This is a genomic window from Microvirga sp. Mcv34 (assembly GCF_024519725.1).
Taxonomy (GTDB): Bacteria; Pseudomonadota; Alphaproteobacteria; order Rhizobiales; family Beijerinckiaceae; genus Microvirga.
Genome location: NZ_JALJRK010000004.1, coordinates 119,440 through 131,708, shown reverse-complemented (window position 1 = coordinate 131,708; position 12,269 = coordinate 119,440). Strand labels below are relative to the sequence as shown.

Annotated in this window: 13 protein-coding genes; 6 read left to right on the top strand and 7 right to left on the bottom strand. The window is 63.0% G+C overall.

The genetic code is table 11. The features are described 5' to 3' along the window. Positions 1-41: 41 nt before the first annotated feature. From OC446_RS04110 to OC446_RS04100, 3 genes are all read right to left on the bottom strand, one after another. Positions 42-1,022: a S1C family serine protease gene (locus OC446_RS04110; RefSeq protein ID WP_262027771.1), complete on the bottom strand. Its 981-nt coding sequence runs from the start codon at positions 1,020-1,022 to the stop codon at positions 42-44. A gap of 223 nt (positions 1,023-1,245) precedes the next feature. Then, complete coding sequence (locus OC446_RS04105) at positions 1,246-1,458, bottom strand: hypothetical protein (protein ID WP_262027770.1); 213 nt, start codon at positions 1,456-1,458, stop codon at positions 1,246-1,248. A gap of 154 nt (positions 1,459-1,612) precedes the next feature. Continuing rightward, positions 1,613-2,947, bottom strand: coding sequence for a globin-coupled sensor protein (locus OC446_RS04100; RefSeq protein ID WP_262027769.1), 1,335 nt, complete (start codon positions 2,945-2,947; stop codon positions 1,613-1,615). 157 nt (positions 2,948-3,104) lie between these two features. On the opposite strand from OC446_RS04100, the gene OC446_RS04095 reads away from it, so the two are divergent. Both OC446_RS04095 and OC446_RS04090 read left to right on the top strand, forming a co-directional pair. After that, entirely contained in the window at positions 3,105-3,404 is a 300-nt protein-coding gene (locus OC446_RS04095; protein ID WP_262027768.1) for a hypothetical protein, read from the top strand. A 127-nt stretch (positions 3,405-3,531) separates the two neighbouring features. Further along, positions 3,532-3,831: a hypothetical protein gene (locus tag OC446_RS04090; RefSeq protein ID WP_315986478.1), complete on the top strand. Its 300-nt coding sequence runs from the start codon at positions 3,532-3,534 to the stop codon at positions 3,829-3,831. A 19-nt stretch (positions 3,832-3,850) separates the two neighbouring features. Here OC446_RS04090 and denD read toward each other — a convergent pair whose 3' ends face one another. The 4 genes from denD to OC446_RS04070 form a co-directional block, all read right to left on the bottom strand. Beyond that, positions 3,851-4,831: a D-erythronate dehydrogenase gene (denD, locus tag OC446_RS04085; RefSeq protein WP_262027766.1), complete on the bottom strand. Its 981-nt coding sequence runs from the start codon at positions 4,829-4,831 to the stop codon at positions 3,851-3,853. 126 nt (positions 4,832-4,957) lie between these two features. Continuing rightward, positions 4,958-5,968, bottom strand: a complete 1,011-nt coding sequence (locus OC446_RS04080; protein WP_262027765.1) for a TRAP transporter substrate-binding protein — start codon at positions 5,966-5,968, stop codon at positions 4,958-4,960. A 42-nt stretch (positions 5,969-6,010) separates the two neighbouring features. Then, the gene (locus tag OC446_RS04075) at positions 6,011-7,294 is read right to left on the bottom strand and encodes a TRAP transporter large permease subunit (RefSeq protein ID WP_262027764.1); all 1,284 of its coding nucleotides are present in this window, start codon (positions 7,292-7,294) and stop codon (positions 6,011-6,013) included. Beyond that, positions 7,291-7,833 (bottom strand): TRAP transporter small permease, encoded by a 543-nt coding sequence (locus tag OC446_RS04070; RefSeq protein WP_262027763.1) that lies wholly within the window; start codon positions 7,831-7,833, stop codon positions 7,291-7,293. The genes OC446_RS04075 and OC446_RS04070 overlap by 4 nt, the downstream gene beginning before the upstream one ends. 440 nt (positions 7,834-8,273) lie before the next feature. Here OC446_RS04070 and OC446_RS04065 point away from each other — a divergent pair, with 440 nt between their 5' ends. From OC446_RS04065 to OC446_RS04050, 4 genes are all read left to right on the top strand, one after another. Continuing rightward, positions 8,274-9,473: a mandelate racemase/muconate lactonizing enzyme family protein gene (locus OC446_RS04065; RefSeq protein ID WP_262027762.1), complete on the top strand. Its 1,200-nt coding sequence runs from the start codon at positions 8,274-8,276 to the stop codon at positions 9,471-9,473. Positions 9,474-9,540: 67 nt separating this feature from the next. Further along, on the top strand, positions 9,541-10,917 hold the full coding sequence (locus OC446_RS04060) for an FAD-binding oxidoreductase (RefSeq protein ID WP_262027761.1): 1,377 nt from the start codon (positions 9,541-9,543) through the stop codon (positions 10,915-10,917). 34 nt (positions 10,918-10,951) lie between these two features. Next, positions 10,952-11,722, top strand: a complete 771-nt coding sequence (locus tag OC446_RS04055) for an SDR family oxidoreductase (RefSeq protein WP_262027821.1) — start codon at positions 10,952-10,954, stop codon at positions 11,720-11,722. A gap of 228 nt (positions 11,723-11,950) precedes the next feature. Next, positions 11,951-12,181, top strand: a complete 231-nt coding sequence (locus OC446_RS04050) for a hypothetical protein (protein WP_262027760.1) — start codon at positions 11,951-11,953, stop codon at positions 12,179-12,181. Positions 12,182-12,269 lie beyond the last annotated feature (88 nt).

Sequence of the window (12,269 nt, the reverse complement as noted above, 5' to 3'; positions counted from 1 at the left end):
GAGCGGTTCAGCGCCGGGCAGATGCCGTGGCGCCCGGACGATCACTGTAGGCGCGGTCCCTTCATGAAACGCCCCCGGTCGGCGGACCGGACCGTCACGTCGAACGTGTCCCCTTCCCGCTCGAGCGTGAGCGGGACATCAACGCCTGCAGCCCCCAGGGCCCAGATCGCGCGGTAGAACTCCGCCAGCGAGGTTACCGTTTGGCCGGCCACCGCGTGGATCTGATCTCCGGCCCTCAAGCCTGCCCGCTGCGCCGGCGCGTCGCCGGCGAGACCGATGACCGTGATCTGATCGTCCTCGGCCTCCGCGACATAGAATCCAAGCCAAGGTCGCGGCTTGCTCTTGGTTCGCCCGAGGGTCAGAAGATCGTCCAGGATCGGCTTCAGAAGATCGATCGGTACGCTCATGTTGAGAGGCACCACGGCGCCGCCGGAGGCCTGATGCTGGAGCTGGAGCGAGCCGATCCCGACCAAGTCGCCCCGGGGGCCGATCAGCGCCGTGCCGCCCCAATTGGGATGGGCCGGCGCGGTGAAGATGGCCGGATCGATGAGATATTCCCAGTATCCGGCGAATTCCTGGCAGGCGACTACCTGCGCCGCGAGGGAATGGCTCGGCCCTCCGCTCCCGCCGATGACCACCTGATCCCCAGGCTTCAGATGACGTGAGTCACCCAGCGCCAGCACCGGCACCCCGAGTGGCTCCAGCGCCTGCACCAATCCGAAGCCGCTCTCGTAATCGTAGGCGAGCACATCGGCCCGAACGACCCGTCCCTTGTTAGTGGTGAGCCAGACCTCCTCGGCCTCGGCGATCAGATAGCCGATGGTGACGACAAGGCCGTCATCCCGAATGACGACGCCCTGCCCGGCGCGCTCCGTCCCGAGGGTTTCCGCCGTGAAAGCATCATCGGGAACGCGCGCCCTCAGTGAAACGACGGCCGCCAGAGCATCCTTGAGATCATAACCGAGCGTTTTCGGATCGGGTTGGTATTCTGGAGGGATTTCCCATTCGTCGGGTGATTGCATGCAAAGCTCCCCAGACCCTCTGCAGAGGGTCTGCACCCTGTAAAAATGGCGGCGCCTGCGGCGCCTTCAACGGGCCTCCCCCATTTGACGCACAAAAAGCCGTGATGTGAGAGAGCATCAGGCCCATCTGACGTGCGCCATCCGGGAATCTCGGAGGCGACGGTTCGCCAGAGCATTTTCGGTGAAGGGGATCCGTTTCACTGTCGAGGAAGGCGGCACAGCTCTAGGCCGCTTCGAGAACGTCCGCCGAGGCCATGATGGGAGCCTCGCTCCAGATCTGTTCTTGCCTCTTCTCCAGCATGCTCAGGGCCTGCCGGGCATAGAGCCGGAATTCGTGTTGCAGGAGCCGCGATGCGGTCTCCCAGATTCCGCCTTCATGCCGTGCGATAAAGAATGCGCGAGCGATCTGCTCGATTTCCTGGTCCGTCTGATCCACCTGTGCCCCCACACAGGAGCCCTCGCGGCTCCGGCAGCTGCGCCAGAGGCAAATCCGGCGGCAACTGTCGGCAAGGTGTCTGATTTGCGGACTCGTGTCTGTACCCAAAAAGACACGATTCGGCCACAAATCGCCGCGGTCAGTCGCGCAGGTGTCAGGCGGCCCTGGCGGTTGCGAGAAACCGGTCGATGTCCTGTCTCAGGCGTTGAAGCTGCTGGTCCAAGGTGTGCTTGGCGCTGGACACGTCCTGCGCGGCAGCGGCCGCTGAGGCCGTCGACCCGGTCAGCGCCTCGATGCTCCTCACGACCGCATGCGTATGGTCTGTCGTCTGGTTGACGTTGACGGAAATTTCCGACGTGACTGCTGCCTGCTCCTCGACGGCGGCCGCAATGGCCGTGGCTATGCCGCTCAGCTCTTCCATGATGCGGCCGATATTGTCGATGTCGGACACGCTGCGCTGCGTCGCCTCCTGAATCGCACCGATGCGCGAGCCGATCTCCGTCGTCGCCCGGGCGGTCTGGTTGGCGAGGGTCTTGACCTCCTGGGCCACGACGGCGAAGCCCTTCCCCATCTCCCCCGCGCGGGCCGCCTCGATGGTGGCGTTCAGGGCGAGCAGGTTGGTTTGCGCCGCAATCCGCTCGATCAGGTCGACGACGTCGCCGATTTCCTTCGCCTGCTCGGCCAGGCCATTGACGGTTTCCTTCGTCCGCTGGGAGCTCTCCAGGGCATGGCGCGCCACATCGGCCGAGCGGCTGGCCTGCTGACCGATCTCGCGGACGGAGGATGCGAGCTGCTCCGTGGCCGCCGCCCCCGATTGCATGTTGGATGCGGTCTGCTCGGCCGCCGTCGTGACCTGAACGGCCAGGCTCCGGGCGCTTCCGGTCGCCTCGTCGAGAACCGTAGCGCTTTCGGAGAGAGCGCTGCTCGCCTGCCCGGAGATCTCCAGACTCTCCTGGACGGCATCGGAGAAGGATGCGACGGCCAGCGACAAGTCCTCCCCTTTCCTCTGACGATCCTGAACGAAGGCGTCCTGGTACACGGAGATGGCGAAGTCCATGTCGAGCATGACCGCCTGGTTCACCGCCGCCAGCTTGCGGGCCAGCGCCCCTGCGCTGAAACGATGCTTCCTGGACAGGACACGGATCAGCTCGTTGAGGATGAAGGCATAGCCTCCGATGTACCAGCGCGGCTCGAGGCCGATCTTGTTATGGATGAGACCGATGCGGCGGATCCCCTCCACATAGGCATCGTCGAAAGCGCCGCTGAAGAGCCTGCCCCAATGTTGCATCTGGGCGGAGACGAGCCGGGATTGCTGCGTGCCGATCAGCCGGGACAGCTGCGGCTGCCGATGCATGTGGGCGTAGAAGCGTTCGAGGATCTTCGGCAATTCGGGGGAGATGTCCTGCCAGACCCCGCGAAGCTCCCGGCAGACGTCGTCATCGATGCCCAGGAATGCCAGCCGCTCGGCAAGAAAAAGGTCGTTTTGCAAAATTTTTCCTCAAGCCACGTCTTTCGGGCAGATCTAATGCTGCAGGCTTGGCCGAAGCTTGCTCCGCTCGGCCAAGCCTGCGGCAGTTTGCACCACCTGCCCGTGAAACCCGATGGTAACCCACGCGTTAACCTACGCAGTTTCACGGGGCTCAACGATGCTTGATAACATTGTAAATGATCCCAATTTCGCCCAATCGTCTTCCATGGCGCTGCCCGTCCGCCATAACGTGCCGCCTCTCCCCCACTCGGTCCAGGAGCATCTCGGACGGCTGCTGAGGGCTGATTATTACGAGTTGGCCGACAAGCCGCGCTATCTGGGCGATCCCGCGCTCCCGCTGGAATTCGACCCCTATCTCTACCGCCTCGAGCAGAAAGAACGGACCCTTCGGATCATGCGGGTCCGGGAAAAGGGCACACAGGCGGTGGCCGAAGCCCTCGCGGGCTTTACCTGCTAGATCCGGCGGAAAGGGCGGCCTTCAGCCCGTGTTCACGGTCCCGCGTACGCAACGGCACATCATGAGGGAACCCCTCTCGGTGGCGGATACTTCGAAGGTTATGGGACACCAAAGCGGACGAGCCGTCTTGAGGCAGGCGTTCAAGCGCCTGGAGCATGAGGTGCCGGGCAAGGTTGCCCGCGTGCTTCGCAGCCTTCGCCACCCGAACTCGCGGTGGATCAGGATCCCCGCAGGCCTGCTTCTCATCCTGGGGGGAATCTTCTCGATCCTGCCCTTCCTTGGGATCTGGATGTTGCCTTTGGGTCTTCTGCTGATCGCCCGGGACGTCCCCATCCTGCAGAGACCCATAGGCCGGTTCACCCTCTGGGCGATCCAGAAATGGGCGTCGCTCAGGCAACGGTTCTTCCCGGAGCGCCCCCGAAGCTAAGTTCCTATCCGGATCCCGGTCAGGTCGGAACGACGCCGCCGAGTTCGTCCTCGACATAGATGGAGATGATCTCGTCGAAGCTGGACTCCGCGTGGAAGCCCAGGCTTTCGGCGCGGCTTGCATCGAAACGGCGGGGCCATCCTTCTACGAAACGGATGATGGTCGGATCGAGTTCGTGGCGGATGCGGGCGACGGCCTGCTCGCCGGCAACACGCCGAAGCGCTTCGATCTGCTCGCCGACGGTCACCGACACGCTCGGCATCGTCAGGTTGCGCCGCGGACCGATCTTCGACGTGTCCATGCTCGCCGCATGGATGAGGAAGCCGACGGCGGATCGTGGCGAGGCATGGGCGTGGCGGACATCCAGCGAAACCGGCAGGACGGTTTCGTGACCGTTGAGCGGCTCGCGGATGATGCTCGAGAAGAAGCCCGACGCCGCCTTGTTGGGCTTGCCCGGACGGACGCAGATCGTGGGAAGCCGGATCCCGACGCCGTCGAAGAACCCACGCCGGGTGTAATCGGCGAGCAGCAGCTCGCCCATCGCCTTCTGGGCTCCGTAGCTCGTGAGCGGCGTGAGGAAGAACTCGTCCCCGATCGCATCCGGGAAAGGTGCCCCGAACACCGCGATGGACGACGTGAAGACGAGGCGTGGCTTGTAGCCGTCCCCGATGGTGCGAACCGCATCGAACAGGAAGCGTGTCCCGTCGAGATTGATTCGATAGCCCTTGTCGAAATCCGCCTCCGCCTCGCCCGACACGATGGCGGCGAGGTGGAAGATCACGTCGGGACGGCTCGCCACGAGCTTTTCCGCCTCTCCGGGCAGCGAGAAATCGGACGTCAGCGTGTCGACGGCAAAGGACGCCTGTGGCCGCGGAGGCTCGACGACATCGTGCAGTACGAGACGCGTGATCGCCTCTCCTCCCAGTCGGCCTTCCTTGACCAGGCGTTCCGTGAGCTTGCGGCCGACCATTCCGGCCGCCCCGAGAATGAGGATCTGCATCGATCGGGGTCTTTTCAAATCGGCCCGACGACCGCAACGGCGGTTCAGGCTTGTGGGAAATGTATGGGCGCCGCCGTTCGGTGCGCGAAGGCTCCGGACGGCGGCGATCGGATTTCTATGACAAGCTTACTTCTTGCGGACCTTGTCCAGCTCCGCCTGCATCATCTTCACCGTCTCAGGCCCGATGGTCGCGGCGTGCTTCTCCCAGACCGACTTCGCCTGCTCGCGCATGCGGTTGGCTTCCTGCTCGTTCAGCTCGTTGACGATGATGCCCGCGCCCTTGATCTTGTTCAACGAGGCTTCCGACAGCTCGCGGGACACCTTGCGCTGCTCGTCGCGCGAGACGGCGGCGCATTCGCGCAGAGCGGCCTGTTCATCCTTCGACAGACCGTCCCACAGCTTCTTGGAATAGAGCACGAGGAACGGCGTGTAGGCGTGACGCGTCACGGACAGGTACTTCTGCACCTCGTAGAACTTCGACGTGTCGATGGTCACGAATGGATTTTCCTGGCCGTCGATGGCCTTCGTCTCCAGAGCCGTGAAGACTTCGCCGAACGCCATCGGCACCGCGTTGGCACCCATGTTCTTGAACGTGTCGAGGAACACGTTGTTCTGCATGACACGGACTTTCAGGCCCTTGAAGTCCTCCCACTTCTCGACCGGACGGCGCGAGTTGGTGAGGTTACGGAAGCCGTTCTCCCAATAGGCCAGATTGACGAGGCCGACCGTTTCGAGCTTGCCGTCGATGTATTTGCCGAACTCGCCGTCGAGGACGGAATCGGCCTCCTTGTTGCTGGCGAACAGGAACGGCAGATCGAACACGCCGAGATCCGGCAGGATGCCGATGAGCGGCGAGCTCGACGTGACGACCATCTCCTGTGTGCCGGAGCGCAGCGCCTGCGTGGCCTGGAGATCGCCACCGAGGGCGTTGCCCCAGAAGCCCTGCACCTTGATCTTGCCGCCCGACTTGTCGGTCAGGCAGGCCTGGAACTTCTCGACGCCCTTGCCGTTCGGGTGATCCTCGTTCACGCCGTTGGACAGGCGGATGTTGCGCTCCGTGAACTGCGCATTGGCCGGAACGGCCGCCAGGATAGTCGCGGCCACGCCGGCGGCGAGTGCGTATTTGAGTGCTTTCATGGTCGTTTCCTCTCTCTTTTGGTTTTCAACGGATCTGCCGTCTCAGCGTCCCCTGAGCCAGGCCAGGGGTACCATGACCAGGTCGGGGAAGACGATGAGCAGGACAAGCACGACGAGCTGGGCCATCAGGAACGGGTTGACCCCGCGGATGACCGCGCCCATGGGTACGCGGGCGACGCCGCTCACCACGTTCAGCACGATGCCGACCGGGGGCGTGATCAACCCGATGGCGTTATTGATGATGAACAGCACGCCGAAATAGACCGGATCGATGCCGGCCTGTTTCACGATCGGCATGAGCACCGGCGTCAAGATCAGAACCGTCGGCGAGAAATCCAGCGCGGTTCCGACGATGACGACGAGGAACATGAGGGCGAACATGAGCAGGGTCTTGTTGCCCATGAGAGGCTGGATGAGCCCGCTGATCTCCCCCGGAATGTTCGCCTGGGTGATGAGCCATGCGGAGACGAGCGCCGCCGCGACCAGGAACATCACCACGGCGGTCGTCTTCGCGGCCGTGAGGAAGACGCCATAGAGCATCGATGGCTTCAGCTCGCGATAGACGAACATGCCGATGATGAGCGCATAGACGGCGGCGAGAACTGCGGCCTCCGTCGGCGTGACGATGCCCCATTTGATGCCGCCCAGGATCATCACGGGCATGAGAAGGGCATAGAAGCCGTCGACGAAGGCCTTGCCCCTCTCGCGCATGGAAGCACGAGGCGCCGTCTTCATCTTGTCCTTCCGGCTGACGATGGCCCAAGCGACGACAAGCGCCACGCCCATCATCACACCAGGCACGACGCCGGCGAGAAAGAGCTGTGAGATCGACACATTGGCCGCGACGCCGAAGACGATGAAGCCGATGGACGGCGGGATCACCGGCGCGATGATGCCGCCGGCTGCGATGAGCCCGGCCGCACGCGGAATGTCGTATCCGGCATTGCGCATCATCGGGATCAGGATGGCCGCCAGCGCCGCCGTGTCGGCCGCCGCAGATCCCGACAGCGCCGCGAGGATGAGCGCCGCCACGATGGCCACGTAACCGAGGCCGCCATGGATGTGCCCCAGGCAGGCCAGGGCGAAATTGACGATGCGCTTCGACAGGCCGCCGACATTCATCAGCTCTCCGGCCAGCAGGAAGAATGGGACTGCCAGGAGCTGAAAGTTGTCGGCCCCGATGATCATGTTCTGGGCCACGATCTGGCTGTCGAAATTGCCGAGCCAGAGCATGAGCGCGAGGGCGCAGACGATCAGCGAGAAGGCAATCGGCATTCCGAGTGCCATGGATCCGAGAAGCGAGACGAGAAAGACGAGAATGGTCACTCGAGGCGCTCCCTCAGGGCATGGGCTTCGTCGCCGCTGTAGTCGCCGGCGAATATCTTGAGTTCATGCTCGCTGATCCGTCCGGTCGCGACACGCACGATCCGGAGCAGCGCCATCAATCCCAGGCCGATGCTCGTGAAATATCCGATCCCGTAGACCCATAGCATCGAGATCTCGGTGATGGGTGCGTAGTTCGTGGCATTGATCTCGGCCTGCTGCCATGTTCCCCAGAAGAAGACCGCGCAGCAACCGATGATGAAGAGGTCGGACAGGACCATGCAGACCTTACGGCCGTTATCGCCGAGGCGTGCCACCAGGGTCTCGACACCCAGATGCGCATTCTCACGCCCGACGACGACGGCGCCGATGAAAGTCAGCCAGACGAAGAAGAAGCGGGACAGTTCTTCCGAGACGTCGATGCCCGTATCGAAGAGATAGCGCAGCACGACATTGCCGAAGACCATGACGACCATGGCGGCCAGCAGAAGAACCAGCAGTCCTTCCAAGCCTTTGAAAAAGATGGCGATTACCCTGCTCACACGTTCTCCCTGCCTCTGGAACCCGCTTCAGCGCTCATGATTCTGTTCCGCCCCGAGCATGCTTCAAGCCTCGGGAGCGACAAACATGTCAGTCGATCTAAGGCGCAGTGGCAGGGAGTGTCAATTCAGCCGATGGAGCGGTTTCGCGAGTAAATGGCGATGCAGGACAACGGGCTTTTCCCCGTCACGTCTCATTCTCACGCTTTTTCACCTGCGGCAGCATCCAAGCCTGTATTGGAGAAATCAGCCGCCCGATTCTCAGAGACAAGCGAGAAAGTTTGCAAATTGCATCTTTGTTGCAGATTAGACTTATGAATACCTGCTCGCGCGGAGCATTTCGGTGGATATCATGGGAGCGGCGGCTTCCATCCCATCCGCAGGCGGCATCAAACCTTTCGCCTCTTCCGATCGCCGCGCAAGCGCAGCCCCACGAGGATCCCATGAAGATCACAGGCGTCGAAACAATCCGTCTCCAGGAATTCGCAAACATCGTCTGGATTCGCCTGCACACGGACGAGGGGCTGATCGGCCTCGGTGAAACCTTCATGGGGGCTGCAGCGGTCGAGGCATATATTCACGAGACGGTCGCGGCCAAGCTGATCGGGCGCGATCCCCTGCAGATCGAAGGGATCAACCGCGACCTTCAGAACTACCTTGGATGGCGCTCGGCCGGCGTGGAAACGCGTGGCAACTCCGCAGTCGACATCGCCCTGTGGGATCTCTTCGGCAAGGCGCACGGCAAACCCGTCTGCGATATGCTGGGAGGCCGCTCCCGCGACAGAATCCGGGTCTACAACACCTGTGCGGGCTACCGTTACATTCGCGACAGCCGTGCGCAGAAGGTCGCCAATTGGGGCGTCGGCGGGGTGGAAGGCGCCTACGAGGATCTGGACGCATTCCTGCACCGCGCGGATGATCTCGCCCATTCGCTGCTCGAACAGGGCATTACGGGCATGAAAATCTGGCCCTTCGATATGGCGGCCGAACGCAGCCACGGCTACGACATCTCGCCGGAGGAATTGCGGACGGCGCTCGAACCCTTCGCCAAGATCCGCAAGGCCGTGGGCGACAAGATGGACATCATGGTCGAGTTCCACTCCCTGTGGAGCCTTCCGATGGCCAAGAAGCTCGCTTCAGCGCTAGCCGAATTCGACACTTACTGGCACGAGGACCCGTTCCGTCTCGACAATATCGGCGACCTCAAGGAATATGCGCAGCATTCGAAGGCCTGGGTCTGCGCGTCGGAGACCCTGTCCTACACGCACGCGTTCCGGGAATATCTGGAAACCGGCGTCGCGGGCGTCGCCATGCTCGACCTGTCCTGGTGCGGCGGTTTGACGGAGGCGCGCAAGATCGCCGCGCTCGCGGAAGCCTGGCACGTGCCGGTCGCGCCGCACGACTGCACGGGCCCGGTGGTGTACGCCGCGTCCTGCCACTTTTCGCTTCATGCGCGCAACGCTCTGATCCAGGAAAGCGTTCGCGCCTTTTATACGGGCTGGTACACGGAGCTCGTAACGGAACTGCCGATCGTCACCAAAGGCGAAGTCACGGTGAACATGCAGCCGGGACTCGGCCTCGAATTGCTGCCGGAACTCTGGCAGCGACCGGATGCCATCGTGCGGCTGACGGATAAACTCTAGTGCCCGATGGCCAGGTGCGAATTGTCCGTTCGCGCCAGGAGCGCTTCTGATTTCGAGTGAGACCACGATGAGCCAAGTAATCGATGCCCTCGTTGCGGCCTTGGGATCGCGGATCCGGGTCGGGACCGACATTCCCTCCCGCAATCACGCCGATGCCGGCGGCCTGCCACCCGTCGCGCCGCAGGCCTTGATCCTGCCGCAGACCACGGAGGATGTTTCGACGGCCCTGAGGATCTGCCGCGAGCACCGCCAGCCTGTCGTCACGCAGGGCGGGCTGACCGGCCTTGCGGGCGGCGCGCACCCGCAGGCGGGAGAGATCGCCCTGTCGCTGGAGCGCATGAACGCCATTGAAGAGATCGACGCGGCGAGCGCCACGCTGACCGCTCTGGCCGGCACGCCGCTCGCGGTCATACAGCAGGCGGCGGACGAGGCCGGCTTCCTGTGCGGGATCGATCTCGGCGCGCGTGGAACTTGCACGATCGGCGGCAACATCGCGACCAATGCCGGCGGCAACCAAGTGCTGCGTTACGGCATGACCCGGCGCAACGTTCTCGGTCTCGAAATCGTTCTGGCGGATGGCACTGTGGTCCGATCTCTCAATAAGATGTTGAAGAACAATGCCGGATACGATTGGACGCAGCTCTTCATCGGCAGCGAGGGAACGCTCGGCGTCGTGACGCGGGCGGTGATCGGCCTGCATCCCAAGCCTCAAGGGTTGCAGACGGCCCTCTGCGCGGTCGGCAGCTTCGAGGATGCCCTCGTGGTCCTGCGCCGGTTCCAGCAGGCTCATCCGGGACGCCTGCTGGTCTTCGAGGCAATGTGGCGGGAATTCATGACCGTCGCTACCGAGATCTGCGGCCTTGCGCCGGCCTTCGAGGCGGAACACGACGTGACGCTCCTGATCGAGGCCGATATGGGAGTCGATCCGGCGGGAACGGAAGCCTTTTCCATGCTCCTCGGCGAGTTCTACGAGCAGGGGCTGATACAAGACGCCGTGGTGGCGCAGTCCCGCGCCGACCGGAACCGCTTCTGGGCATACCGAGAAACACCCTACGAATACGGCCGCTTCCTGCCGGAGGAAATCCGCTTCGACGTCAGCGTGCCGCTCAACCGCATGACGGAGGCGGTCGCGCATCTGCGCCAGGAAATGCCAAGGCAGTGGCCGGATGCCGTCTATGTCGTGTTCGGTCATGTGGCCGACAGCAACATCCATATCAATGTCGCCCATCGCGACATGGACGATGCAATCAAGAAGGGCGTACAGGGTCTCGTCTACGAGCTCGTTTCCCGCCTCGGCGGCTCGATCTCGGCGGAGCACGGCATCGGGCGCATCAAGCGCCCCTATCTTCCCCTGAGCCGCACGGAGCCCGAACTCGCCCTGATGAGGCAGATGAAGCAGACGCTCGATCCGGCCGGCATCCTCAATCCCGGCCGCATTCTCTGAGAGCGGTCGGGCTCACGCGAGACCTGGAATGAACATGAACATTGCGAACCTGTTCGACCTGTCGGGCCGCGTCGCGCTCGTGACGGGATCGAGCGCGGGCATCGGCCTTGCGCTCGCCCGGGGCCTCGGAGGCGCCGGCGCGCGCGTCATCCTCAACGGACGCCATCCGGACAAGGTTGCGGAAGCGGCCCGACTGCTACGCGACGAAGGCTCGTCCGTGTTCGAAATGCCCTTCGACGTAACGGACAGCGGCGCCGTCCGGACGGCCATCGACCGGACCGAAGCCGAGATCGGGCCCATCGGCATCCTGATCAACAATGCGGGCATGCAGCGGCGCGGCCCTCTGGAGGATTATCCGGAGGAGACATGGCACGCGCTGATGACCACGAATGTGGACAGCGTCTTCTATGTGAGCCAGGCGGTCGCCAGGAAAATGATCCCGCGCGGCCGGGGGAAGATCATCAATATCTGCTCGGTCCAGAGCGAGCTCGGTCGCCCCTCGATCGCGCCCTACACGGCCACCAAGGGAGCCGTGAAGATGCTCACGAAGGGCATGGCCATCGATTGGGGCAGGCATGGCCTGCAAGTGAACGGCATCGGGCCCGGCTATTTCAAGACGGAACTCAACCAGGCCCTGGTCGACGACAAGGCCTTCTCCGACTGGCTCATCGGCCGTACACCCTCCCGGCGCTGGGGCGAATTGGAGGACCTGATCGGCGCCGCCGTCTTCCTCGCATCCGACGCGTCCAACTTCGTCAACGGCCAGATCATCTATGTCGACGGAGGCGTGACCGCCTCGCTCTGACGCGCCGGGAAACCCATCCTTAATGTTTGGGATCGTAAACCGTCATTCCCGGTTGCCATATCCGTTCAGGATGGTTAGCAACGGCACCTGTATTTTGCGAAGCATCGGACCCGAAGGTGGATCCACTCTCGGGGTCGACCCGATGCTGTTTGATTGAAACAGCGCATCACTCAGAGCGGCCCTAGAGTGCCGCACGATGCGCCGGAAGAGCGACTTGGGAGGTGCTTCATGCCCCACGGAGCGTATTGCGTTGCATTCAAGCACGATCGTTGGACGGTTTCTCAATTCGGCCGGGATCTTGGTTCGTTTTATTTTCGCGCCAAAGCACTGAAATTCGCCGTCGAGGCCGCCTGCTGGTCGGCCGTGTCGAACAATCCGACGGTATTCGTTCTCGACCGGACAGGCGATTTCTACACCGCCTGGCGCGGCGACCGGGACAGTCTGTCGGCCGAGTTCTGAAAGTCTGCCTCAAAGACAAACCGGGAAGGAACATTCCTGCCAGACGGATGCGCCATCCCGGCTCGGTTATCGCGCCAAAGCTGGAGCT